At 64.5% G+C, this 23,267-nt stretch carries 24 protein-coding genes; 14 read left to right on the top strand and 10 right to left on the bottom strand.

What is annotated here, in order from left to right:
- Positions 1-56: 56 nt before the first annotated feature.
- The 3 genes from AC0L30_RS01360 (at position 57) to AC0L30_RS01370 (ending at position 4,527) form a co-directional block, all read left to right on the top strand.
- On the top strand, positions 57-3,833 hold the full coding sequence (locus tag AC0L30_RS01360) for a tetratricopeptide repeat protein (protein WP_473403644.1): 3,777 nt from the start codon (positions 57-59) through the stop codon (positions 3,831-3,833).
- Positions 3,834-4,063: 230 nt separating this feature from the next.
- Positions 4,064-4,249: a type II toxin-antitoxin system RelE/ParE family toxin gene (locus AC0L30_RS01365; protein ID WP_354202256.1), complete on the top strand. Its 186-nt coding sequence runs from the start codon at positions 4,064-4,066 to the stop codon at positions 4,247-4,249.
- Positions 4,246-4,527: a helix-turn-helix domain-containing protein gene (locus AC0L30_RS01370; RefSeq protein WP_354202257.1), complete on the top strand. Its 282-nt coding sequence runs from the start codon at positions 4,246-4,248 to the stop codon at positions 4,525-4,527. The genes AC0L30_RS01365 and AC0L30_RS01370 overlap by 4 nt, the downstream gene beginning before the upstream one ends.
- A 289-nt stretch (positions 4,528-4,816) precedes the next feature.
- On the opposite strand, the gene fliP is transcribed toward AC0L30_RS01370, so the two are convergent.
- Both fliP and AC0L30_RS01380 read right to left on the bottom strand, forming a co-directional pair.
- Positions 4,817-5,578, bottom strand: a complete 762-nt coding sequence (fliP, locus tag AC0L30_RS01375) for a flagellar type III secretion system pore protein FliP (protein WP_473403645.1) — start codon at positions 5,576-5,578, stop codon at positions 4,817-4,819.
- Positions 5,575-6,546: a flagellar biosynthetic protein FliO gene (locus AC0L30_RS01380; protein WP_473403646.1), complete on the bottom strand. Its 972-nt coding sequence runs from the start codon at positions 6,544-6,546 to the stop codon at positions 5,575-5,577. The genes fliP and AC0L30_RS01380 overlap by 4 nt, the downstream gene beginning before the upstream one ends.
- A 352-nt stretch (positions 6,547-6,898) precedes the next feature.
- Here AC0L30_RS01380 and flgB point away from each other — a divergent pair, with 352 nt between their 5' ends.
- The 9 genes from flgB (at position 6,899) to atzF (ending at position 15,935) form a co-directional block, all read left to right on the top strand.
- A complete protein-coding gene (flgB, locus tag AC0L30_RS01385) occupies positions 6,899-7,303 on the top strand; it encodes a flagellar basal body rod protein FlgB (protein WP_007602147.1) in 405 nt (134 codons plus the stop codon).
- 72 nt (positions 7,304-7,375) lie between these two features.
- The gene (gene flgC, locus AC0L30_RS01390; protein WP_007602149.1) at positions 7,376-7,801 is read left to right on the top strand and encodes a flagellar basal body rod protein FlgC; all 426 of its coding nucleotides are present in this window, start codon (positions 7,376-7,378) and stop codon (positions 7,799-7,801) included.
- Between the two features lie 16 nt (positions 7,802-7,817).
- Positions 7,818-8,126 (top strand): flagellar hook-basal body complex protein FliE, encoded by a 309-nt coding sequence (gene fliE, locus AC0L30_RS01395; protein WP_007612285.1) that lies wholly within the window; start codon positions 7,818-7,820, stop codon positions 8,124-8,126.
- 173 nt (positions 8,127-8,299) lie between these two features.
- Entirely contained in the window at positions 8,300-8,563 is a 264-nt protein-coding gene (gene fliQ, locus AC0L30_RS01400) for a flagellar biosynthesis protein FliQ (RefSeq protein WP_007602153.1), read from the top strand.
- A 17-nt stretch (positions 8,564-8,580) separates the two neighbouring features.
- Entirely contained in the window at positions 8,581-9,351 is a 771-nt protein-coding gene (gene fliR, locus AC0L30_RS01405) for a flagellar biosynthetic protein FliR (protein ID WP_007602155.1), read from the top strand.
- An 11-nt stretch (positions 9,352-9,362) separates the two neighbouring features.
- Positions 9,363-10,442 (top strand): flagellar biosynthesis protein FlhB, encoded by a 1,080-nt coding sequence (gene flhB / locus AC0L30_RS01410; protein ID WP_007602156.1) that lies wholly within the window; start codon positions 9,363-9,365, stop codon positions 10,440-10,442.
- A 154-nt stretch (positions 10,443-10,596) separates the two neighbouring features.
- Positions 10,597-13,179: a cell cycle histidine kinase CckA gene (cckA, locus tag AC0L30_RS01415; protein WP_473403647.1), complete on the top strand. Its 2,583-nt coding sequence runs from the start codon at positions 10,597-10,599 to the stop codon at positions 13,177-13,179.
- A 205-nt stretch (positions 13,180-13,384) separates the two neighbouring features.
- On the top strand, positions 13,385-14,383 hold the full coding sequence (locus AC0L30_RS01420; RefSeq protein WP_473403648.1) for a Tim44 domain-containing protein: 999 nt from the start codon (positions 13,385-13,387) through the stop codon (positions 14,381-14,383).
- Complete coding sequence (gene atzF / locus AC0L30_RS01425; protein WP_473403649.1) at positions 14,328-15,935, top strand: allophanate hydrolase; 1,608 nt, start codon at positions 14,328-14,330, stop codon at positions 15,933-15,935. The genes AC0L30_RS01420 and atzF overlap by 56 nt, the downstream gene beginning before the upstream one ends.
- 10 nt (positions 15,936-15,945) lie before the next feature.
- Here the strand turns inward: atzF and AC0L30_RS01430 are convergent, their stop codons facing one another.
- From AC0L30_RS01430 to AC0L30_RS01450, 5 genes are all read right to left on the bottom strand, one after another.
- Complete coding sequence (locus AC0L30_RS01430; RefSeq protein WP_354159229.1) at positions 15,946-16,671, bottom strand: Crp/Fnr family transcriptional regulator; 726 nt, start codon at positions 16,669-16,671, stop codon at positions 15,946-15,948.
- Between the two features lie 89 nt (positions 16,672-16,760).
- The gene (locus AC0L30_RS01435; protein ID WP_007602161.1) at positions 16,761-17,600 is read right to left on the bottom strand and encodes an ABC transporter ATP-binding protein; all 840 of its coding nucleotides are present in this window, start codon (positions 17,598-17,600) and stop codon (positions 16,761-16,763) included.
- Positions 17,601-17,620: 20 nt separating this feature from the next.
- Positions 17,621-18,277 carry an ABC transporter permease gene (locus tag AC0L30_RS01440; RefSeq protein ID WP_240543214.1) on the bottom strand — a complete coding sequence of 219 codons (657 nt, stop codon included), beginning with the start codon at positions 18,275-18,277 and terminating at the stop codon, positions 17,621-17,623.
- A 182-nt stretch (positions 18,278-18,459) separates the two neighbouring features.
- Positions 18,460-19,473: an NrtA/SsuA/CpmA family ABC transporter substrate-binding protein gene (locus AC0L30_RS01445; protein WP_473403650.1), complete on the bottom strand. Its 1,014-nt coding sequence runs from the start codon at positions 19,471-19,473 to the stop codon at positions 18,460-18,462.
- A gap of 160 nt (positions 19,474-19,633) precedes the next feature.
- On the bottom strand, positions 19,634-19,849 hold the full coding sequence (locus tag AC0L30_RS01450; RefSeq protein ID WP_473403651.1) for a hypothetical protein: 216 nt from the start codon (positions 19,847-19,849) through the stop codon (positions 19,634-19,636).
- On the opposite strand from AC0L30_RS01450, the gene AC0L30_RS01455 reads away from it, so the two are divergent.
- Positions 19,839-20,519: a lectin gene (locus AC0L30_RS01455; protein WP_473403652.1), complete on the top strand. Its 681-nt coding sequence runs from the start codon at positions 19,839-19,841 to the stop codon at positions 20,517-20,519. The genes AC0L30_RS01450 and AC0L30_RS01455 overlap by 11 nt on opposite strands.
- Positions 20,520-20,706: 187 nt before the next feature.
- Complete coding sequence (locus AC0L30_RS01460; RefSeq protein WP_219685039.1) at positions 20,707-21,414, top strand: glutathione S-transferase; 708 nt, start codon at positions 20,707-20,709, stop codon at positions 21,412-21,414.
- A 24-nt stretch (positions 21,415-21,438) separates the two neighbouring features.
- Here the strand turns inward: AC0L30_RS01460 and AC0L30_RS01465 are convergent, their stop codons facing one another.
- From AC0L30_RS01465 to AC0L30_RS01475, 3 genes are all read right to left on the bottom strand, one after another.
- A complete protein-coding gene (locus AC0L30_RS01465) occupies positions 21,439-22,113 on the bottom strand; it encodes a methyltransferase family protein (protein WP_219685038.1) in 675 nt (224 codons plus the stop codon).
- Between the two features lie 116 nt (positions 22,114-22,229).
- On the bottom strand, positions 22,230-22,403 hold the full coding sequence (locus tag AC0L30_RS01470) for a hypothetical protein (RefSeq protein ID WP_007612258.1): 174 nt from the start codon (positions 22,401-22,403) through the stop codon (positions 22,230-22,232).
- 239 nt (positions 22,404-22,642) lie between these two features.
- The gene (locus AC0L30_RS01475) at positions 22,643-23,116 is read right to left on the bottom strand and encodes a hypothetical protein (RefSeq protein WP_219685036.1); all 474 of its coding nucleotides are present in this window, start codon (positions 23,114-23,116) and stop codon (positions 22,643-22,645) included.
- Positions 23,117-23,267: the final 151 nt, after the last annotated feature.

Raw genomic sequence — 23,267 nt, forward strand, 5'->3', positions numbered from 1 at the left:
ATACTTAAGAAGTCCTTAATTGCCAAAATCTACAGTCTGGGCAGGGGCCGGCACCAATGCCGGCGTGGACCGTCGAACCGGAAGAAATGCCGCCAATGGCGCGAGAGGCTGCCGCTGGATTTGTGTCGCGAGCCCGCGCCCTGGCGCGGAGGCTGTCGCGTCATGTCCGCGCGGCGCCGCTGCTGGCAGCCAGCCTGCTGATCGGCTTCACGGCGCCTGTCCGGGCGGCCGATGCTGTCAGGGGCGAGGCGACTTTCTCGGCCAGCGGCGGCTTTGCCCGTCTCGTGATCAAGCTCGGGGAGGACGTCCCCTCTGAGGTGACGACGGCCGGCTCCATTCTCGTCATCCGCTTCGACCGGGCGGTCGACGTGCCCGTCGACCGCGTCCCGGAAGGCGCGCCCGACTACGTCAACTCCGCCCGCCGCGATCCCGATGGCGGCGCCATCCGCCTGTCGCTGGCGCGGCGCGTTACCGTCAACACCATGAATGCCGGCGAACGAACCTTCATCGACCTCTTGCCGGAGGGTTGGAAGGGACCGCCGCCGAGCCTGCCGATGGACGTGGTCAAGGAGCTCGCCGAACGCGCGCGCGTTGCCGAACGGGCGCTGCGCGCCCAACGCGCCGCGGCGGAGAGCAAGAAGCGTCCGCAGATCCGCGTGCGCGCCTCGGTGCAGCCGACCTTCGTCCGCTTCGTGTTCGAGATGCCGGACGGCGTCGGCGTATCGTCCGTGCTCAACGAGCAGAAGCTCACGCTCGCCTTCAACGCCAACCTGAATTTCGATCTCGCGGACGCGGTCGTCGCGGCGCCGCCGAACGTCGCCTCGATCAAGCAGAAGGCCGACATCGACCAGACCAGTGTCGAGATCGCGCTGATCGGCGATTCCGACGTGCATTCGTTCCGCGACGAGAAGAACTACGTCGTCGACATCTCCTTCCAGCCCGACAAGAGCAAGATGGCCAATTCGGCCGAGGCTGCGATCGCGCAGGCCAAGCCCGCCGCTCATGGACCGGCGCCTGGGCCCGAAAAGCCGGCGGCCGAGAAGCCGAAGGACGCGCAGCGCGAGATCGCGCCGCCGACCTCCGAGGCGATCGCGCGCGGAGCCAGGATCGACGTCAAGCCCGAGGTGAAGGCGGAAGCGCCCGCCGCCATGTCGCCCGCTGAAGCGCCGAAATCGGTGCCGGCTCCTGCGGCCGAAGTTGCACAAGCGCCCAAAGAAATGTCGAAGCCTGCGCCCCCTGCTGCGGAAACTGCGGTCGCCCCTGCCAAGCCGGTCATGGCCGAAGCGCCTCAAGAGGTCGTGAAGGAAGCTGCCAGGGAGCCCGTCAAGGAGCCGGTCAAGGAAGCCGCCAAGGCTGCGTCGGCAGAAGCGCCCGCCGCGCCGCAGCCGACTGGTGCCAGCGTCGATGTGCGCCGCGACAGCGACGGCCTGCGGGTGACCTTCCCGCTTCAGGTCGCAACGCCTGCGGCAGCGTTTCGCCGCGGCGACACCGTCTGGCTGGTGTTCGATACGGCGAAGCCGATCGACGTCGAGGCGATCCGCACCAAGGGTGGTGCGATGATCGGCGAGGTCGGCCGCGTCCCGCTCGAGAAGGGACAGGCGGTGCGCATCCGTCTCACCCGGCCCCTGGTCTATTCGCTGACGAGCGAGGAGGTCGGCAAGCAGACCAACTGGCTCTTGACCCTCGCCGACAAAATCCAGGCGACGCCGCTGCCGCTAATGATCTCGCGCAACATTACCGACCCGGCGCTCGCCAACATCGCGATTCCTTTTGCCAATCCGGGCCTCCTGCACAAGCTTACCGATCCCGATGCCGGCGACACGCTCTATGTCGTCACCGCGCAGCGGCCGGTGCGCGGCTTCATCAAGCGACAGGACCTCGTTGACCTCGCGCTGCTGGAGTCCGCGCATGGCATCGCGATCCGGCCGAATTCCGACGAGGTCGGCGTCGAGGTGGGAGCCGACAAGGTCATCCTCGGCAAGAAGGGCGGGCTGACGCTGTCGCCGGTCGACATCTCGGCCGAGCGCGCGCCCACCGCAGTGCGGCCGGTCTTCAGCCCCGAAGCCTGGCGCAAGGGCCAGTCGGAAAATTTCATAGCGCGCCAGAACGAGCTGATCACGGCGATCTCCAACGTCGAACCGGCGATGCGTTCGCTGCCGCGGCTCGACCTCGCGCAATTCTACATGTCGCGCGCGATGTATCACGAAGCCAAGGCCGTCACCGAATTGATGCTGGCCGATCCCCTCAACAAGGAGGAGAGCGGTGGGCTGATCATGCATGCGATCGCGAGCATCCTGATCGGCCGGCCGGCACAGGGCCTGAAGGACCTCGCCAACCCCCTGATCGGCAACAGTCACGATTCTCAGCTTTGGAAGGCGCTCGCCCATGCGCGCCAGGGCAAATGGGCGGACGCGCGCGAGAAGTTCAAGAACGTCGAATTCGCCATCGCCTCGCTGCCGCTCGACATCCAGCGCATCGTAACGATGGAGGCGATGCGCGCTTCGCTCGAGGTGAAGGATTATGCCGGTGCCTCCAAGCGCCGCAGCGAGCTCGAGGTGGTCGGCGTCTCGCCCGAGGCAGCGCCCGGCTTCGCGGTGCTGCGCGGCCGGCTCGCCGAAGCGCTCGGCCACGACAAGGACGCGCTCGACGACTACAAATTCGCGGTCGGCTCGTCCGACCGGCCGGCCGCGGCCGAGGCCAAGCAGCTCGAAGTCGCGCTGCGGCAGAAGCGCGACGAGATCGGCAAGGAAGACGCGCTGCGCGAGCTCGAAACGCTCGCGATGACCTGGCGCGGCGACTCGATCGAGGTCAAGACGCTCCAGATGCTGTCGCAGATGTTTGCCGAGAACGGGCGCTACCGGGATGCGCTCACCGCGGCGCGTACCGCGACAAAGCTGCAGCCGAACGCGGAAGCCTCGCGCCAGGCGCAGGACCTCGCCTCCGACCTGTTCACGCAGATCTTCCTGGGACCCAAGGGCGACGAGCTGCCGCCGATCGAAGCGCTGGGGATGTTCTACGAGTTCCGCGAGCTGACGCCGATCGGCCGCCGCGGCGACGAACTGATCCGGCGCCTCTCGGACCGGCTCGCCTCGATCGATCTGCTCGATCAGGCCGCCGAGCTCCTGCAATACCAGGTCGACCACCGCCTCGAAGGCGCTGCCCGTGCGCAAGTCGCCGCGCGCCTTTCCATGATCTATCTCGCCAACCGCAGACCCGACATGGCGATCACGGCGTTGCGCGCGAGCCGTATCAGCGACCTCTCGGGCGAGCTCAGGCAGCAACGGCTGCTGCTGGAGGCGCGTGCGCAGAGCGACGTCGGCCGCCACGATCTCGCGCTCGACATCGTCTCCAACGTTACAGGACGCGAGGTGCTGCGGCTGCGCTCGGACATCTTCTGGGCGGCGCGGCGCTGGCGTGAATCCGCCGAGCAGATCGAGCTTTATTACGGCGAGCGCTTCCGTGACTTCAAGCCGCTCAACAGTGTGGAGAAAAGCGACATCATCCGCGCGGCTGTCGGTTATGCGCTCGCCGACGACTCGATCGGCATGTCGCGCTTCCGCGAGAAATATGCGCCGCTGATGAGCGAGAGCGCCGATCGGCTCGCCTTCGACATCGCGAGCAAACCGACCGGCGCCTCCAGCGCAGAGTTTGCCGATATCGCGAAGCTGGCTGCCAGTGTCGACACGCTCGACGGCTTCCTGCGCGAGATGAAGCAGCGCTTCCCCGACGCCACCGCCCGCGCGCCGGCCTCTCCGCAGGCCAAGGACGAGTCCGACCACACCGGCTCGTTGCCCACGATTCCCGTCGTGCGGCAGATCAAGATGACGCGGTAGTTTGCAAGATCGTTAGCCAGCAGCACAGCGGATCCGCCACGGCGTCGGTTCTTTGCGCTTTTCAAAATCTCAAAAATGAGATAATGTCGATCCGTGTCCTGGCGGGTTGAAATTCTCGATGAGGCCGTCGCCGCAGAGATTGCGGCTCTGCCGGCCGATATGCAGGCACGTTTTCTGCGGCTCGCAGAGCGCATCGCTTCAGCAGGCTGGAGAGCCTTAGCGAGCCACACGTGAAACATCTAGAGGGGAAGCTCTGGGAACTGCGCTTGGCCGGTCGCGATGGAATTGCCCGCGCATTATACGTGACTGCGATCGGACGCAGAGTGATCGTTGTGCGCGCGTTTGTGAAAAAGACACAGAAGACGCCGCGTTCCGAGATCGAGCTCGCGCTGCGAAGAGCAAAGGACGTCTCATGACGATCGCTTTTGAGAAGCTGAAGGCGCGTCTGCTCGCCAACCCGAAGGTGAAGGCGGAGTATGACGCGCTGGCGCCCGAGTTCGAGATCGCTGCCGAACTGCTCAGGGCCCGCTTGCGTGCTGGTCTTTCGCAAGCGGAACTCGCGGCTCGGATGGGCACCAGTCAATCTACGATTGCCCGGCTCGAAAATGGCCAGACCCTGCCCAGCACCAAAACGCTTCTGCGCTTCGCCGAGGCGACAGGCAGCAAGATGCATGTGAGGCTTTCGGCAGCGTGATGCAGGTCAATGCGACCTCACCGCATGCTGGTGCTGATTGGCGATCAGTTCAGCAAGCAGCACGACGTGTAGGGGGAGGGCGGGCGCTGCCGTATCGCGCGAAGCGCTGCTGGTCGCCCCATTCTCCGTCATCGCGAGCGCAGCGAAGCAATCCAGCGTCTGTCCGCGGCGGCAGCCTGGATTGCTTCGTCGCAAGAGCCCCTCGCAATGACGGGGAGATAGCGGGGCCAAGTCGAGTGCGGGAGGGATGCAAGGCCGGCTCCGCAGTTCGCCCCTGGGCACGCGCCCGCTAACCTCCGTAACTCTGTACCAGACTCCCTGCCACCAGCGACCAGCCGTCGACGAGCACGAAGAAGATCAGCTTGAACGGCAGCGAGATGGTTGCGGGCGGCAGCATCATCATGCCCATCGACATCAGCACGGACGCGACGACGAGGTCGATGATCAGGAAGGGAAGGAACAGCAGAAAGCCGATCTCGAAGGCACGTTTCAGCTCCGAGATCATAAAGGCGGGGACGAGGATGCGTAAGCCGAGCTCGTCGGGGGTTGCCGGCGGCGGCTCGCCGGAGAGATCCAGGAAGAGCTTGAGGTCCTTCTCGCGCACGTTCTTCTGCATGAAGCCGCGCAGGGGGACGGAGGCGCGCTGAAGCGCGTCTTCGACGCCGAGCTGATTGGCGACCAGCGGACGGATGCCTTCGTCGTAGGATTTTTGCAGGACGGGTCCCATCACGAAGAAGGTGAGGAACATCGCCAGCGCGATGATCACCGAGTTCGGCGGGGCGGTCGCGGTGCCCATCGCTGTGCGCAGCAGCGACAGCACGACTACGATACGCGTGAACGACGTCATCATGATCAGGATCGACGGTGCGATCGAAAGCACCGTCAGCAGCGCGATCAGCTGGATCGCGCGCTCGGTGACGCCGCCACCGCCAGCGCCTCCTCCGCCGAGATTGATGCTGATATCCTGCGCATGCGCCGGCATCGCGAGCGCAGCCGCGCCGATCAGGACAGAAAGAAGAAAAACTCTACGCGGGAGGGCCGGCAGCCTCACGAAGACGGCTTCGGACGGCCGAGCAACGAGGCCATCTCGTCTTCGAGATTTTCAAAGCTGGTCTTTTCCGGAGCCGGCTTTGCGGGAGGGGCCGGGGGTGCCGGCGGCTCGCTGCGGGCCACACGCGGAGGAGCGGCCGGGGGCTCTGGGGCGACCGGAGGGGCAAGCGTCTCGCCGGTGGGGCGGCGGAGTGCTGCTTCGAGCCGCTGCGCCATCTCGGCGAGATTTTGCTCGGCGCTCGATGGCGCCGCAGGAGCGGGCGCCGGCGGCGGAACGGGCGGAGCCTGCGGCACGGGCGGAGGTGGTGCGGCGACGCGCTCGGCGCGCACCGGAGGTGCCTTCACCGGCTCGCTCTGGCGCGGCGGACGCGGCATCAGAGGGGGTTCGTTGCGCGCAACGCGCGGCGGAACAGGTTCGGGACGAAGCTCGCGCTCGGGGCGCGGCGCGATCGGCTCGGAGGTGAAGCCGGCCAGTGGCGGCTCGTTGCGGCGTTCGGCCAGCGCAGGAGCGGGCCGGCGCACTTCGTCGGCAAAGGAGGGGCGCGCGGGCCGCGGTGGCGGCTCGGGCATTTGCGGCTCGGGATGATCGAGCAGCTCGGGCCGCGGTACTTCGTCGGCCCAGCTGCTGCTATCATGCATCGGCGCGAGACGCGGCGGCTCGGCAGCATTGGAGCGCTGCGGGAGCTGGTCGCGGCCGGGCGCTGCGCGCACGATGTTGGGTTCGACGACGATATCCGTGGGGCCGCCGATCATCAGAAGATGCTCGACATTGTCACGCCGGACCAGCACCAGACGGCGGCGGCCGTCGACTGCGGCGGCATCGATCACGGCGAGCCGGGGCATCCGGCCGCGCTGGGTGTTGGCGCCGAGCCGGCTGGTGGCGAATCGGCGAACCAGCCATGCAGCGACGCCGATCAACGCCAGAACGACGATGAACGCGACGATGAAGGTGATAGGACTGCCTTGCATACTTGTCCCCGACAAATGGCGCTTCTCTCGGGCCCGTGGTCAGATGCGCCAACCACTGGCTTACGTTGCCCCAAACTGCGATTTCTTAACGTCCCACGGCAAGTTTTGCCGTCCCCAACTCTTAATAACCCATGAATCGCTCGATCCAAAACGACTTCTTGGCCTGTGCATGCGCCGCCAAGCGGTTGGGTTAATGCCGCTTTTGGAGGCGTAGAATCACGGGGCGTGCGCATTCGTGTCCCGGCGGGGTACAACTGCCTCCGACCTCCTTAACCAGCTGTTAACCATACAGGCGGCAAATTCTGCCTAGCTTCGGACCCATGGGTCCTGCGAGGCGGAAGGAGCCGCAACGATGTCCATCAACGATCTTCCGGTGCTATCGGCGCTTCGCACCAAGATGCAATGGCACCAGGAGCGCCAGCGCGTCCTTTCCGAGAACGTCTCCAATTCGGACACGCCCAAATTCCGGCCGCGCGACCTGGTGGAGCCGAAGCTGGACAAGAGCGGTGCCGTCACGGGTTCGATGGGCCCCTTGGCGCTCACCCGCACCAGCGGTTCCCACATGGCGCCGTCAGGTGCGGCCTCCGGATTCGACCAGAACAAGAATGCGGGTTTTGAGACCCGCCCCGCGGGCAACGCCGTCAATCTCGAAGAGGAGATGATGAAGGCCGCCAGCAACCAGATGGATTATGCGGCGGTGACCTCGCTCTATTCGAAGAGCCTGCATCTGCTCAAGACCGCGATCGGCAAAGGCTAGAGCATGATCCGGAAAAGTGTGCAGCGGTTTTCCGACCAGATCATGCTCAAAAATGAGCGCTGGAGATAGACCATGGCGAACGACAGCAGCGACTTTGCCCGCTCGATGGCGATCGCGACCTCCGGTCTGCGGGCGCAGGCCGGGCGCATGCGGGTGATCTCGGAGAACATCGCAAATGCGGATTCGACGTCGCAGACCGCCGGCGGCGATCCTTACCGGCGCAAGGTGCCGACCTTCTCCTCGGCGCTCGACCGTACACTCGACGCGCAGGTCGTCACCCTCGGCAGGATCAAGCCCGACCAGTCCAATTTCCGCACCAAATACGAGCCGAACAATCCGGCGGCGGATGCGACCGGTAACGTCAAATATCCGAACGTAAACTCGGTGGTCGAGATGACCGACATGCGCGACGCGCAGCGGTCGTACGAGGCCAATCTCAACATCATCAGCGCGACACGCCGGATGATCCAGCGCACCCTCGACATCCTCAAGAGCTGAACAGGACATTTGAACCATGGCAACACCGACAATTGCCGCCAACGCCTATGCAAACCTCGCTCGCGTGCTGGAGAACAGCGGTGCCGGCAAGGGCAGCGAGCCGAGCGGGCAGTCCTTCGCCTCTCTTCTGAAAGACACTGTCGGCAGCGTCCTGGAGTCCGGCCGAAAATCCGATGCGCAGACGGTGGCGATGGCCGCCGGCAAGGCCAACGTGATGGACGTGGTGACGGCGGTCGCAGACACCGACGTCGCCGTGTCGACGCTGGTCTCGGTCCGCGACCGTGTGATCGCGGCCTATGAAGACATCATGAAGATGCCGATCTGATTTTTGGCGCTCGCGCCCGCCCCAACCGTCATTGCGAGCGCAGCGAAGCAATCCAGAGTCTTTCCGAAGCGGCAGTCTGGATTGCTTCGCTACGCTCGCAATGACGGGGGATAGGTCTTCGCATCGCTCGCAAGAGCGGTGGGAGGCGAGGAATAAGACAAAGGAATTGTGCAATGACCGGACCGGAAACCCTCGACGTCGCGCGTGATGCGATCTGGACCATCGTGATCGTGTCGTCGCCGCTGATGTTGGTCGGCCTCGTGGTCGGCGTCGTCGTGTCGCTGTTCCAGGCGCTGACGCAGATCCAGGAGCAGACGCTGATCTACGTGCCGAAGATCCTGGCCATCTTTGCCACAATGCTGTTGGCCTTGCCGTTCATGGCCGACGCACTGCATTCCCACATGCTGCGGATATCGTCGCGAATCATCGGCGGCTGAGGCACTATGCGCCCATCATGCGCATCGACGTCTCGCTGCTGCCGGCGCTTGCCGCCTCCTTCATGCTCGCCTTTGCCCGGGTCGGCGCGATGGTGATGCTGTTGCCGGGCCTGGGCGAGACCAATATCCCGACACGGATCAAACTGTCGATCGCGCTGCTGCTCACGCTGATCATCCTGCCGCTGCATCGCAACGCCTATCAGGTCGACATGGGTTCGATCGCGCCGCTGCTGGTCCTGATGCTGCATGAGATCGTGATCGGCATCGTGCTGGGGGCGACCGCGCGGGTGACGTTGTCGGCGCTGCAGGTTGCCGGTGCCGTGATCGCGCAGCAGATGGGGCTCGGCTTCGTCACCTCGGTCGATCCGACGCAGGGACAGCAGGGCGTGCTGGTCGGCAACTTCCTGACGATATTGGGGGTCACGCTGCTGTTCGCCACCGACAGCCATCATCTGGTGATCGCGGCACTGAACGACAGCTATACGATCTTCGCGCCGGGCGAGACGGTGTCGAGCGGCGATGTCGCCGCGCTGGCGACGCGCGCCTTTGCCGCCGCATTCCGCCTGGGCTTGCAACTTTCCGGCCCGTTCCTGGTGTTCGGCCTCGTCTTCAACATCGGGCTCGGCGTGCTGGCGCGGCTGATGCCGCAGATGCAGGTCTATTTCGTCGGCGTGCCGCTCTCGATCTTCGCCGGCTTCCTGGTGCTCGCCGTGGTGCTGACGGCGATGATGGGCACCTATCTCGACTATTTCATCGGTGTCATGCACCAGATGATGCCACTCAAGTGACCGGGTGATCGATGGCGGAAGACAACGATCCAGAGAGTCAAACAGAAGACCCGACGCAAAAACGTCTCGAAGAGGCGCTCGAACGCGGTGACGTCGCCAAGAGCCAGGAGATCAACACCTGGTTCATGATTGCGGGCGCCACGCTGGTGGTCTCGAGCTTCTCAGGATCGGTCGGTAGCGGGCTATTGGCGCCGATGCGCAACCTGCTCGCCAATTCCTGGATGATCAAGACCGACGGCAGGGCTCTGCTCGCTCTGATGCAGCAGATCGAAGTCGCGGTGCTCGCGGCGGTGGGCGTGCCGCTGCTGATGCTCGTACTGGCGGCAATTGCCGGCAACGTGCTGCAGCACCGCCTGGTCTGGTCGGCCGAATCTCTCAAGCCCAAGTTCAGCAAGCTGTCGCCGGCCGAGGGCCTCAAGCGCATCTTCGGCAAGCAAGCGGCGGCGAACTTCCTCAAGGGTCTCGGCAAGCTGATCGTGCTCGGCGCGGTCATGACCATGATCCTGTGGCCGGAGCGGCATCGCATGGAGGCGATGGTCAGGCTCGATCCCGCCGCCCTGCTCGGCGCCTCCACCAGCCTGACCATTCACCTGCTCGGCGCGGTGGTCGCGGCGCTCGCGATCATCGCCATCGGCGACTATTTCTTCCAGTATCGCAGCTGGTTCCAGCGGCAGAAGATGTCGCTCCAGGAGATCAAGGAAGAGTTCAAGCAGTCCGAAGGCGACCCGCACATCAAGGGCAAGCTCAGGCAGCTGCGCCAGCAGCGCTCGAAGAAGCGCATGATGGCGGCGGTTCCCAAGGCTTCCGTGATCATCACCAACCCGACCCACTATTCGATCGCGCTGTCCTACGAGCGCGGCATGTCGGCGCCGATCTGCGTCGCCAAGGGCGTCGACAACCTCGCTTTCAAGATCCGGGAGATCGCGCGCGAGCACGACATCCCGATCGTCGAGAACGTGCCGCTCGCCCGCGCCCTCTACGCCACCGTCGAAATCGACGAGGAAATCCCGACCGAGCACTACCATGCGGTCGCCGAAGTGATCGGCTACGTCATGCGTCTGAAGAGCGGATTTGGCGCCAGCCGGCAATAATACCCCTGAAAAGTACTGGAAATGGCCGTAATCTGGGAATCAGCGTACCTTTCGCCCCTGCTGCCCTTGCGTCTGCGGGTCCGATTCAGGCAGGGAGGACCCTGCGCGCCCTGTAGCGCGTTGATTCTCTGCCGACAGGCTGTGCCAGCTTGAGATGACTGCCGAGACCGACCACGACCTCACACGCGAGCCCGTTGCGGCGCACGAGCCGTCGCCGCGCTCGGGCAGCATTGCGCTGGTGCTGCTGGTGGCCGCCGGCCTCGTCGCCGTTGCCGTCGGGCTGATGACGCTCGGGCGCGCGCAGGCCCAGCCCTATATCCTCGGCATCCTCGCCGTGCTGGCGATGGTCGGCCTGTTCAACCTGTTCGCCTTCGCCGCCGGCATCATCCGCTTCGTCGATCGCAATCTCGACGATCCCGTGATGGGGCGCATCGCCGACCACGCCTTCGACGGCCTCGCCGTGACCGACCCGCGGGGCCATGTGGTCTATTCCAACGCGGCCTATCTGACGCTGACCGGCGCCGCCGGCCCACAGGACGTGCGTCCCGTGGAGCGCGTCTTCATCGGCAACCCCGACGTCTCCGAGGCGGTGTTCCGCCTGTTGAAAGCCGCGCGCGAAGGCAAGCGGCAGCAGGAAGAGGTGCGCATCTCCGGCAATGACGGCAGCCAGGGCCGCTGGCTACGCATGCGGGTGCGGCCTCTCGGCACCGGCAAGCGCGAGGCGAGATATGCGGTGTGGTCGATCGCCGACATCACCCGCGACCGCGAGCGCCAGGAGGACGTGTTCCAGGAACTCCAGCACGCGATCGAATATCTCGATCACGCGCCCTGCGGTTTTTTCTCGGTCAATCCGGCCGGCGAGCTCGCTTATGTCAACGCGACGCTGGCGAACTGGCTCGACTACGACCTTGCCGAGATCGGCTCGGGCGGGCTGAAGCTCACCGACATTGTCTCCGGCGATGGCGCTTCGCTGCTGACCGCGATCGTGTCGGTGCCGGGCGAGGTCAAGACCGAGGTCTTCGACATCGACCTGCGCATGCGTACCGGCAAGACCATGCCGGTGCGGCTCTATCACAAGCTCGCCTTCGGCGCCGACGGCGCGCCGGGCCCGTCGCGCACGCTGGTGATCAGCCGTGCCCGCGACGAGCGCAGCGATCCGGACCGTGCCGCCGAAGTGCGCTTCATGCGCTTCTTCGACCATACCCCGATGGCGATCGCCACCGTCGACCGCGGCGGCAACGTCGTGCGCGCCAATGCGCGCTACGCCAAGCTCGGGCAGGCGCTAGGGCTCGACAGCGCCAGCAAGTCGATCTTCCGCGCGGTCAATTCGCGCGACCGGCATCTCTTGATCGCGGCCATCAACCAGGCCGCGGAGGGCCAGGCCGACGTCGCGCCGGTCGAAGTGGCGCTCGAAGGAACCAGAGAGCGCTGGGGCCAGTTCTTCGTCACGCCCGTGGACGCGGCCGAGAACGACGCCGAAGTCGCCATCGTGCACATGCTCGAGACCACCGAGCGGCGCGCGCTGGAGAACCAGATCAATCAGTCGCAGAAGATGGAGACCGTCGGCCAGCTCGCCGGCGGCATCGCCCACGACTTCAACAACGTGCTCTCCGCCATCATGATGGCGAACGACTTCCTGCTGAACGCGCACAAGCCGACCGATCCGTCGTTCCAGGACATCATGCAGATCAAGCAGAACGCGACGCGGGCCGCCACGCTGGTGCGGCAGTTGCTGGCGTTCTCGCGCCGCCAGACGCTGCGGCCGCAGGTGCTCGACCTCGGCGATGCGCTCTCCGACCTCGCCATGCTGCTGCGCCGCCTGATCGGCGAGAAGGTCAAGCACGAGACGATCCACGGTCGCGATCTCTGGCCGGTCAAGGTCGACGTCTCCCAGTTCGAACAGGTCATCGTCAACCTCGCGGTCAACGCGCGCGACGCCATGCCCGACGGCGGCAAGCTGATCATCCGCACCGCCAACGTCACAACCGAGGAAGCGGCCAAGCTGGCCTACAAAGGCATGCCGGCAGCGGACTATGTGCGGATCGAGGTCGCCGACACCGGTACCGGCATTCCCGCCGACATCCGCGACAAGATCTTCGAGCCGTTCTTCTCGACCAAGGAAGTCGGCAAGGGCACTGGCCTCGGGCTCTCGACCGTCTATGGCATCGTCAAGCAGACCGGTGGTTTCATTTACGTGGACTCCGAGCCGGGGCAGGGCACCTCGTTCCAGATCTTCCTGCCGCGCCATCATGCCGAGCCGGAGGTGCAGGTCGAGCAGCCGGCGCCGGTCGTTGGCGCCAGCAATGGTGCCGCGAAGGAAGCCGGGTCCGTGACGGACGCCAAGCCCCGCACCGATCTCACCGGACAGGGCACCATCCTCCTGGTCGAGGACGAAGAGGGCCTGCGCGCGCTCAACGCGCGCGGTCTGCGCTCGCGCGGCTACACAGTGGTCGAGGCCGAGAACGGTGTCGAGGCGCTGGAGGTACTGGAAGAGCAGAGCGGCGGAATCGATCTCGTCGTGTCCGACGTCGTGATGCCGGAGATGGACGGCCCGACACTGCTCAAGGCGATGCGCGAGAAGAATCCCGACATCAAGTTCATCTTCGTCTCCGGCTACGCGGAAGACGCATTCGAGAAGAGCCTGCCCGAAGGCCAGCAGTTCGACTTCCTGCCCAAGCCGTTCACGCTCAGCCAGCTCGTGGCGGCCGTGAAGGAGACGATGGCGAAGGCGGGGTGAGGGCCTCGACGCCATGACGACGGGAAACCGGAACTCCCGTCGCACAAGTGACCGGTAACCCGCGACCGCGGCTCCTTCGCACGCCCGGCCAAGCTGCCGCCAAAGATGGGCTTTTGCCACATCCCCGCGACTGAGGGCCGCAGCCATAAGTTCCGATAGTGGCTTCCTTTTTACGGAAGGCTGCCCATCTTAGGGGCACGTCCCCATGCCGGGGATCTGGGAAACCAACATGAATTTCTCGCAACGCTCCCGCAGCCTCTTCAAGACGATTGCCGTCGTGCTGGCGCTTGCGCTGCCGACTGCGCTGGCGATCTCGTCCGCCGACGCGCGCGTCGGTGGCGGCATGTCGTCTGGTTCGCGCGGTTCGCGCACCTATTCGGCCCCGCCATCAACCACGACCGCGCCGGGCTCGACCTCGCAGTTCAATCGGACCTACACCCAGCCGGGCGCAGGCATGAATTCGGCTGCCGCCGCACCCGCGCGTGGCGGCCTGTTCGGCCGCGGTGGCGGTTTCCTGGGCGGCCTTGCGGCCGGGTTCCTCGGCGCCGGCCTGCTCGGCATGCTGTTCGGCGGTGGCCTGTTCGGCGGCCTCGGCGGCCTGTCGTCGATCATCGGCCTGATCATCCAGATCGTGCTCGTGGTGCTCGTGGTTCGGCTGGCGATGTCCTGGTGGCAGCGCCGGCACACCCCGCAGGCGGCCTATGCCAACGCTGACGCCGGTGCCGGTCCGGGACCGCAGGCGAATAACCGTCTTGGTGGCGGTCTTGGCGGCGGCTTCGGCTTCGGCGCCAACAACGCCCCGCTCGAGATCAAGCCGGACGACTATGAAGCGTTCGAGCGCCTGCTCGGCGATGTCCAGACCGCGTGGTCGAATGAGGACGTGGCCAAGCTGCACACGTTAGCGACGCCGGAAATGGTCTCCTATTTCGAGCAGGACCTCGGCCAGAACCGCGCGCGCAATGTCGTCAACAAGGTCAGCGGCGTGAAGCTGTTGCAGGGCGACCTCGCGGAATCCTGGCGCGAAGGCGAGACCGATTACGCGACGGTGGCGCTGCGCTTCGCGCTCACCGACAAGACGCTCGACCGCAATACCGGCGCAATCGTCGCCGGCAGCGAGCAGCCGGGCGAGGCCACCGAGGTCTGGACCTTTGCCCGACGTCCGGGCGGCGCCTGGGAATTGTCGGCAATCCAGCAGACCAACTGATCGCGCGTATAGCGACAAACGAGGGCGTCGTGCTTCGGCACGGCGCCCTTTTTGTTTGAGCTGCGCGTTTCGGTCAGGCGGCCATTTGGGCGAAGCACTTAATTGCTTGTTGGCCGCGCAGAGCTGCCGCAATTTCGCACATGCCGGTTGGATGAGGAGATATTCCGTGAGCCAGTGTGTCGCGCGCCTCAGGACAAACTACGAAGGCATTGCCAGGAGTTCGTCCCTGCTGCTGGAGGCGATCGGAACGGCGTATGACCGGATCGAGGCCGAGCGCGACCGCAATTGCTGGATCTATCTTCGCCCACGGCAGGAGGCACTCGAAGAATGCCATAGACTGGTGGCGCGCGCGCGGACGGGCGAAAATCTTCCGCTGCTTGGCATTCCATTTGGTGTGAAGGACAATATCGACGTCGCGGGAATGCCGACAACTGCCGCATGTCCGGCGTTCAGCTACACGCCCTGGCATTCCGCGCATAGCGTCGAACGCCTCACCGCAGCCGGCGCAATTTGCCTCGGAAAGACCAATCTCGATCAGTTCGCCACAGGCCTGTCCGGCGCGCGCTCGCCCCATGGCCCCTGCGCGTCGGTTGCCGATGCCCGCTATGTTGCGGGCGGTTCCAGTTCCGGCTCCGCGGTCGCCGTGGCGGCGGGGCACGTCGCCTTTGCGCTCGGCACCGATACCGGCGGCTCGGGGCGCATACCTGCCGGGTTCAACAACATCGTCGGAATCAAGCCGACCGTTGGGCTGGTGTCATCACGTGGCCTGGTGCCGAATTGTCCGACGATCGATTGCGTGTCGGTATTCTGCAATACCGTCAGCGACGGCGAAGCAATCCTCGACATCATCGAAGGGTTTGATTTCGAAGATCCCTACAGCCGCCTGCCCAGAACCTTTTTCTCCGCCAACGGGGCGGCGGCATCATTCCGGTTCGGCCGCGTTGCGCCAGCAGATCTCGAATGCTTCGGCATGTCGGAATGCGGCGAACTCTACGAGAGCGCCTGCGAACGTCTTGCTCATATCGGAGGAACAGCGATCGAGGTGGACTTTGCCCCATTCCGCCAAGCGGGGGAGTTGATGTTCAGCGGTCCCTGGGTCGCTGAGCGGCGCTCCGCCATCGCTTCTCTCATCGATGTCGAATCCGGCTCCTTGCTTGATGTCACGAGGACCGTGCTGGGCTCAGCCGCCGGCTATTCGGCGATCGACACGTTTGGCGCCATTCACCGGCTGCACCGGCTTCGCCGCGACGCCGAAGCAATCTTTGCCGGCATCGATGCCCTGGTGGTTCCGACTGCACCGCGGCCGTTCACACTGGAGGAGATGCATCGTGATCCGATCACCCTCAACAATCGTCTGGGCTACTACTCGTACTTTGCCAATCTACTCGATCTCTGCGGCGTCGCCGTTCCGAATGCGAAATTGTCAAACGGCATGCCCATGGGCGTGACCCTGCTAGCGCCGGCCTGGCACGATCGCGCGCTGATCGGACTGGCGCGGCGGTTCGAGGCAGGCGCAGACGGATCGGCGTTCGAATTGAAGTCTGGCGGCTAAAGGGCGGACATTATCCCATCGCCTGCCCGAGCGTAGAAATATCCAGGATCGAAATCACGGATCTTTCATATCTGATCACGCCTTCGTCCTGGAGCCGCGCGAGTTGCACGGTCACCCATTGGCGGGTGGATCCGATGAGGTTGGCGAGATCCCCGTGGGTGAACGGCATGCCGACGACGACCTCGTTGTCGCGCTTCACGCCGTAGACGTGCGACAGGAAGATCAGCAGGCTGTGCAGCCGCTCGGTCACCGAGCGCGTCCCAAGCATCTGGGCCATCGCCGAATAGCATCGCGCCTTGAATGCGAGGGCATCCAGCAAGGCGACGGCAATCGTCGGCGATTCCAGCGCAAGCCGCCGCAGCGCCGGTCCGGGCATGAACGTCAACCGGCTGCGCTCGGCTGCAACCGATGTCCACATGTGCGGGCCCGTCCCGAATATGTCGGGCCCGCCGACGAAGTTGCCGGGAAACCAATAGGCGAGCGTGACTTCGCGCCCCGACGGTGCAGCATAGTAGCTGCGTATGCGTCCCTCGCTGATCAGGTAGATCCCGGCCTGTGCGTCGCCCTGAGACCAAACCAGTTGGCCGGCTTCCAGGATCTTTTCGCGTCCGATCGCACGCAAGCGATTGCAATCAGCCCGGTTGAGACCATCCAGCAAGCCGGGCAGCGGTCTGACGAGATCGTCCGACTCCGCGAGCATCACACCTGCCGCTATCGCGCTGTTCGCCCTGTGCATGGCCGGCTCCGCATGTGAGACCCGGCATCGAATATTCAAGAACCATGCCAGCCCGCTGCGTCCGCCTCAGACCCGCGGGCTCCGGGTCATCAGTCCGCGTCCGACTGATTGAACGCCCGCAACCCTTCTGCGCGGATGACGTCGAGACAATCCTTCTTGAGCGACAGATAAGCTGGCTCGACCATGACAGAACTCGACCGTGGGCGCGGCAGCTTGACCGCGACTTCGCGCAGGATGCGGCCGGGTCCCGCGCTCATGATGAGAACGCGGTCGGCCAGCACGATGGCTTCATCGATATCATGCGTCACGAATACGATTGTCGCCTTGATCCGGTCGCGCAGCGCCAGCAGATTGTCCTGCATCACCGCGCGGGTCTGCGCGTCGAGCGCCCCGAAGGGCTCGTCCATCAGCAGCACACGGGGCTGATTGGCCAGCGCTCGCGCGATCGCCACGCGCTGTTGCATGCCGCCGGACAGCGTGTTCGGATAAGCGTCGGCGAAACGCTTGAGGCCAACCATCGCGATCAGATCGTCGGCGATGGCATACGCTTCCGTCTTGGACTTCCCGAGCATCCTGGGGCCGTGGGCGATGTTGCTGCGGACGGACTTCCAGGGAAAGAGATGCGGCTGCTGGAACACCATGCCGACATCGGGACGCGGACTGTAGACGGGCGCGCCCTCGACCAGGATCTCGCCTTCGAACGGCACTTCCAGCCCGGCGATCGTATTGAGCACCGTCGACTTGCCGCAGCCGGAGGGCCCGGCGATGCAAACGAACTCGCCAGGCGCCACGTCAAACGAAACGCGATCGACCGCAATCATTTGCCCGCGCTTGGTGTCGAAGACGATGCTCAGGTTCGAGACTTGAATGGCCGGTTGTTTTCGGGCCGATTCGACGGAGGCAGGCGAACTTGCCAGCGCCAGTTTCATGCCCGATCGAGATCCCGACATCAGCGCCACCAGACGATACGTTCGGCAAGAGCCGCAAACAGCCGGTCGGCGATGAACGACATCAACCCGAGCGCTGCGAGCCCGCCCATGACCTGGCCCGTTTGCAAATTCTGCTGCGCAATCTCGATCCTGTAGACGATGCCGGCGAAAGCGCCGGCCAGTTCAGCCGCGACAAGCGTATAGAAGGAGATGCTGACGGCGGTGCGCAACCCGACCACAATGTAGGGAAGCGCGCCCAGCAGCACGATCTCCTGCAGCATCTGCCGTCGGGGCGTGCCGAGCATCAACGCCGCCCGAATCAGGCCACGGTCGACCTTCTGCACGCCGATGTGAGTCGAAAGCCATACCGTGAAGAATACGCCCCATACGACGAGGAACAATTTTCCCGCCTCCGACAGGCCGAACCAGAGGATGACGATCGGCACGAACGCAATCGGCGGAATTGGCCGCAAGATATGGAATAGCGGGGACAGCAAGCTCGAGATAACGGGGAATTGGCCGGTGAGAACACCGAGCAGGATGCCGAGTGCGCCGCCTATGATGAATCCCGTGGTGACGCGAAAGAGGCTGGCCAACAGATCGCTAAAGAACTGTCCGCTTCGGATCCATTCAAGCACGGCCGCAGCAACCACCGTGGGCGGCGGAAACAGCACCATGTTGACGGTTCCGGAACGGGAGACAAGTTCCCAGAGCCCAATGAACAAGGGAAGCGAAAGCGCCCCGACCAGAATATTGAGACGGCGAAGCCGAACTGAATTCGGCCGCCGAGCGCGACCGCCAGTGCGGATGGCAATGTCGCGTCCCGCTGAAGTGGCTTCCTGCATGGCCGCGCGGGTGCCTATTTCCACGACAGGGTGACGCGTGCGGGATCGACCTTTTTCAGTGGCTCGGTGACGACGAATTTGCTGAAGTCGGGCATCGCCGCTCCCGGAGGATGGTTGCCGCTCTCGAGGCGCCATGCGGAGTGGGTCTTGAGAATCTCGATCAGCCGGTCGTCGAGACGCACCCGGTAAACATAGTCGGCCCAGATGGGCGCGAGTTCGTCCCGCTTCATTCCAACCGCGTCCGCCACTGTCGTGATCGCTTCATCCGGGTGTTCCTTCATCCAGACCTCGGCATCGATCAGTGCGGCGATGAACTTCTCGACCAGCGCAGGGTTGGCATCCAGATAGGGCCTCATGACGACGATGTTGAACGTCTCGGAGTAAGTGCCCGTTGTATCGAGCTCAGCGACGGCTTCGCCCAGGGCCTTCTTCGCGTTGGCGACGTGGGGCTCCCAGGTGTCGATCGCGTCGATGCTTCCGGCTGCAAGTGCCGGCAGCATTTCCTGCGGCCGCAGATTGACGAGGGTGACATCCTTGGGCGTCAATCCCGCCGACTTCAGCAAAGTCGCCGTGTAAACCTCGCTGCCGGTGCCGGCCGTGAAGGCGATTCGCTTGCCGCGAAGATCGGCCTTGGTCTTGACGCCGGCCTTGGCTGCGACGACCGTCTTGAGGTCGGAATATTCCATGCCGGCGACGAAGGCGATGGGCTGGTTTGCCATCGCCGAAGCGGTGACCGGCGCCTCGGCCGTCGTCGCGATGTCGGCGCCGCCCCCGATCACCGTGTCCAGGCACTGCTTGCCGGACGTGAAGTTCGAGACTGTGATGTCCAGTCCGTTCTTTTCGAAGATTCCCTTCGATTTGGCGACGATCGCAATGCCGGAGATCGGTCCGAGGTTTTGCGCAAGTCGGGCTTTGAGCAGTTCCGCGGCCAAGGCGCAGTTCGGACCGATGGCAAGACCGACGGCAAGGCAGCAAAGGGTGGCACGGCCGGCAATTGTCGTGATTGGGCGGATGGTGGTCCGGTGCATGACGATCTCCCCCTTGCGCCGCGTCCCTGCGCAGCCCCGATGTGGTCGCGGATACCGCCCTGAACGGTCCCGCCACAGTCCCCCGCGTCCTCCCCTGGACGATCACTTGAGGATCGGCCCATTTGGTATGCTCGCCCGGCACCCTTGTCCCGGGAAGCAATTAATCGACATGGCAGTCGGGAAGCGGCTGGGAATCGTCGGCGATCCCGCTGACCAACAGATCGCAGACGACATGAAAAGCCAGGGCATCGTGCTTCTTGCATGGGGCCTTGTTCTTTTGGGCGTCTCGCATTGCGACATCGGAATAAGCGGGCCTGCGTCGGGTTGAAATCTGGCGGCCAATGACAACACAAAGGGAGGACAGGATGACCCGCATTGAGAGATCCGTGACGATTTCAGGCCTCGCGCTCGCTGCGGCCTTGCTTGCGGCGCCATCGGCGCAGGCGCAGTCGGCCGACATGACGTTCTTCGTGACTTCCAATGGTCCTGGCAAAGGCGCCGATCTCGGCGGTCTGGAGGGGGCCGATGCGCAGTGCCAGAAGCTGGCCCAGGCCGGCGGCGCCGGCGGCAAAACCTGGCGCGCTTATCTCTCCACGCAGGCCGCCGACGGCAAGCCGGCCGTCAACGCGCGCGACCGCATCGGCAAGGGACCGTGGCAGAACGCCAAGGGCGCTATGATCGCAAAGGACGTTGCCGACCTGCACGGGGCGGCCAACAACCTCACCAAGCAGACCGCGCTCAGCGAGAAAGGCGAGGTCATCAACGGCCGCGGCGACACGCCGAACCGGCACGACATCCTCACGGGTTCGCAAGCCGACGGCAGCGCATTTCCCGCGGGTGACGACAAGACCTGCAAGAACTGGACGTCGAGCACGCAAGGCGCGGCGGTCGTGGGCCATGCCGATCGTCAAGGCCTGCGCGATGACGAGCCGTCGAAATCGTGGAACAGCTCGCATCCCTCGCGCGGCCCTGATGGCGGCTGCTCGCAGGCCGACCTGAAGAGCACCGGCGGCGACGGGCTGCTGTATTGCTTCGCGTCGAATTGAGGCTGCCGTCATTGCGAGGAGCGCAGCGACGAAGCAATCCAGAGTCGTTCCAGGGTGACAGTCTGGATTTGCTTCGCTTCGCTCGCAATGACGGAGCGTGTGGTGCCGCCGTTCCGCCCCATCCTGACGGAACCTTGTCGCGCGTGATAAATTGGTCCTGTCGCTTCCACGCTCACGGACCCCTTTCATGAAATACGAGCTCTATTATTGGCCCGAGATCCAGGGCCGCGGTGAATATGTGCGGCTGGCGCTGGAGGAGGCGGGCGCGGGTTATGTCGACGTGGCGCGTGGCCCACGCGGCACAGCTGCGATGATGAAGATGATGGACGCGCACAAGGGCACGCCGCCTTTTGCGCCGCCGTTCCTCAAAGCCGGTAAGCTCGTCATCGGCCAGACCGCGAACATCCTGCTCTATCTGGGCGCCCGCCACGCCCTCGCCCCGAAGTCGGAGGCCGGTCAACTCTGGGTCCATCAGCTCCAGCTCACGATCACCGATTTCGTGGTCGAGATTCACGACACCCATCATCCGCTGGGGCCCTCGCTCTACTACGAAGATCAGAAACCGCCGGCAAAGAAGCGCACCGCCGACTTCTGGGGCGAGCGCGTGCCGAAATATCTCGGCTATTTCGAGCAGCTCCTTGAGGACAATGGCGGTGCCTATGTCACGGGCCGCAGGCTGACCTATGTCGATCTCTCGCTGTTCCAGATCGTCGCGGGGCTGCGCTATGCGTTTCCGAAGCGGATGAAGGCGTTCGAGACCGATATCCCGGGCCTGGTCGATCTGCACGACCGCGTCGCGGAGCGGCGGAACATCAAGGCCTATCTCGATAGCGGGCGCCGCATTGTCTTTAACGAGCAGGGCATCTTCCGCCGCTACCGCGAGTTGGATGGTTAAAGCACAGCAGAGTGATGCGCGCGCTCACCACAGGCCAGGCAGCAGGCGATAGCGCACGCGCGTCACATAATCGGCATAGCCCGGCAGGCCCTCGCGCAGCGTGCGCTCCTCGATGCGAATGCGGACCGCAAACAAGAGGAGGAACAGCGGCACCATCAGAAGTCCCCACCACGAGCCCAGAAGCAGCGGCACGCCGGCGAAGAACAGGATCATGCCGCTGTACATGGGATGGCGCACATGGGCATAGGGCCCCGTCGAGATCACGTGCTGCGCGCGCTCGGCCTGCAGCTTCACCACGGGCGCCGCGAATGAGTTCTCGCGGAAAACCCAGAGGATGAACAGCGTCGAGAGCAGGAACAGGGCGAAGCCGAGCATCTGCAGCGCCATCGGCACGTCGGAGGACAGCGTACGCCGGTCGAGCCCGATCGCCGCCAGCCAGACCAGCATCGCGACGACGAAGACTGTCATGAACACCTTGTCGGCGGCGGGCTGGTCCTTTTGCAGGACCGGCCGCAGACGTTCGGCGAGCAGTGCGGGGTCGACCCGGTAAAGCCACCAGCCGCAAAGCGGGCCGAGCAGGGCGGAGGTCGCGAGGAACACCCAGGCCGAAGGCCAATGCAGGGTGTCCGCGGACGCGAACAGCAGCGCGCCCATGGCGGCGGTGGTGATCGTGCTCTGCAACAGGAGTCTTGCGATCATGCGCAGGTCTCAGGGTAGCCGCGCACAATATTGGCCCCGCTATCCGGCGAAGTTGCGGCCGGACACGCGAAAAGCCCGATCGACCGGATCGGGCATTTCATCTTCGACGCGGCTGTTCAGGCGAGCTGATCGATCCGCGTACCCTGACCCGGCGGCAGCGGCGCAGGCGGCGGCGGCTTATAGGTCGGGTCGTTGTCTTTGGTCTTGATCTGATCGTCCTGCTGCTTGGTCGTGTCGTAGCTCGGCACCACGATCGCGATCGGCGGCGGCGAAACGGTAGAAACGCTCATCCACAAATCCTCACACATGGAAACAATTGACCCTGCGCCGCGAGGAGCGAAATTTCCTTCAAGCCAATCGTTAAAATGCGAGGGATCCGGTGCGGTGGAATGTGCTCTCGGACCTCTCCTCGTCATTGCGAGGAGCCCTTGCGACGAAGCAATCCAGTCTGTCACCGCAGAGACAGTCTGGATTGCTTCGCTGCGCTCGCAATGACGGAGTGCGTGGAAAGAGCGAGGGGTCGCCCCGCCTATTCGTCCTTGCCGCGCGTGATCGCGATGGACGCATCCGTCTTGGTGCGGGTGCATTCCATGTTGAGACGCCGGTAACGCATGCTGATCTTGTCGCCGCGCAAGAGCCCCATCCGCTTCAGGCAGCGTGTCGCGCCCGTCGTCGTATCGTCCTTGGTCACGGTGAAGACGATCGCCGCCATCGACCCCACCAGCGCAAAGAACTCCGGCTTGGGCTTGCGATCGCCCTTGGCATAGAGCTCGATCGAATATTTGTCGCCACGGCAAGCCACGGACAATTCCTTGGCCGCGGGATGAGTCAAGTAGACGACATTGGCTGCGCGGAAATTCACCTTGAGGCGATCGACCTGGTTCGCCAGCTCCTTGGCGCTGTCGTCGCAGCGGTCTGCGCGCGCGGGCGAGGCGAGGGTCACAAGGCCGGTGATGGCGGCGGCGACCAGGATCGCGCCGCGGACGTGCAAGTTCAATGTCATGATGAAAAGCCCCTTAGCGGGCGCATTCAACCGTCGTCCCGCGCATAGCGCAAGGGGTGCACCCAGGGTCTTCACCGGCATGATGAGGGCCTCGTGTCCGTCGACTGCCGCCGAAAATAGGTCGCCATGTCGCCGAATCGGGATGCCCCGA

This window comes from Bradyrhizobium sp. MI1.11, assembly GCF_055811255.1.

Bases quoted from the DNA above. Each gene is read 5' to 3' on its own strand.
- flgC (WP_007602149.1), top strand. From the start codon at position 7,376: ATGGCGAACGACAGCAGCGACTTTGCCCGCTCGATGGCGATCGCGACC.
- AC0L30_RS01475 (WP_219685036.1), bottom strand. From the start codon at position 23,116: ATGACATTGAACTTGCACGTCCGCGGCGCGATCCTGGTCGCCGCCGCC.
- flhB (WP_007602156.1), top strand. From the start codon at position 9,363: ATGGCGGAAGACAACGATCCAGAGAGTCAAACAGAAGACCCGACGCAA.
- fliE (WP_007612285.1), top strand. From the start codon at position 7,818: ATGGCAACACCGACAATTGCCGCCAACGCCTATGCAAACCTCGCTCGC.
- AC0L30_RS01435 (WP_007602161.1), bottom strand. From the start codon at position 17,600: ATGAAACTGGCGCTGGCAAGTTCGCCTGCCTCCGTCGAATCGGCCCGA.
- AC0L30_RS01370 (WP_354202257.1), top strand. From the start codon at position 4,246: ATGACGATCGCTTTTGAGAAGCTGAAGGCGCGTCTGCTCGCCAACCCG.
- AC0L30_RS01420 (WP_473403648.1), top strand. From the start codon at position 13,385: ATGCCGGGGATCTGGGAAACCAACATGAATTTCTCGCAACGCTCCCGC.
- AC0L30_RS01445 (WP_473403650.1), bottom strand. From the start codon at position 19,473: ATGCACCGGACCACCATCCGCCCAATCACGACAATTGCCGGCCGTGCC.
- AC0L30_RS01455 (WP_473403652.1), top strand. From the start codon at position 19,839: ATGACCCGCATTGAGAGATCCGTGACGATTTCAGGCCTCGCGCTCGCT.
- fliQ (WP_007602153.1), top strand. From the start codon at position 8,300: ATGACCGGACCGGAAACCCTCGACGTCGCGCGTGATGCGATCTGGACC.
- AC0L30_RS01460 (WP_219685039.1), top strand. From the start codon at position 20,707: ATGAAATACGAGCTCTATTATTGGCCCGAGATCCAGGGCCGCGGTGAA.
- AC0L30_RS01440 (WP_240543214.1), bottom strand. From the start codon at position 18,277: ATGGTGCTGTTTCCGCCGCCCACGGTGGTTGCTGCGGCCGTGCTTGAA.
- AC0L30_RS01360 (WP_473403644.1), top strand. From the start codon at position 57: ATGCCGGCGTGGACCGTCGAACCGGAAGAAATGCCGCCAATGGCGCGA.
- AC0L30_RS01450 (WP_473403651.1), bottom strand. From the start codon at position 19,849: ATGCGGGTCATCCTGTCCTCCCTTTGTGTTGTCATTGGCCGCCAGATT.
- AC0L30_RS01470 (WP_007612258.1), bottom strand. From the start codon at position 22,403: ATGAGCGTTTCTACCGTTTCGCCGCCGCCGATCGCGATCGTGGTGCCG.
- fliR (WP_007602155.1), top strand. From the start codon at position 8,581: ATGCGCATCGACGTCTCGCTGCTGCCGGCGCTTGCCGCCTCCTTCATG.
- AC0L30_RS01380 (WP_473403646.1), bottom strand. From the start codon at position 6,546: ATGCAAGGCAGTCCTATCACCTTCATCGTCGCGTTCATCGTCGTTCTG.
- AC0L30_RS01430 (WP_354159229.1), bottom strand. From the start codon at position 16,671: ATGCACAGGGCGAACAGCGCGATAGCGGCAGGTGTGATGCTCGCGGAG.
- cckA (WP_473403647.1), top strand. From the start codon at position 10,597: ATGACTGCCGAGACCGACCACGACCTCACACGCGAGCCCGTTGCGGCG.
- flgB (WP_007602147.1), top strand. From the start codon at position 6,899: ATGTCCATCAACGATCTTCCGGTGCTATCGGCGCTTCGCACCAAGATG.
- AC0L30_RS01465 (WP_219685038.1), bottom strand. From the start codon at position 22,113: ATGATCGCAAGACTCCTGTTGCAGAGCACGATCACCACCGCCGCCATG.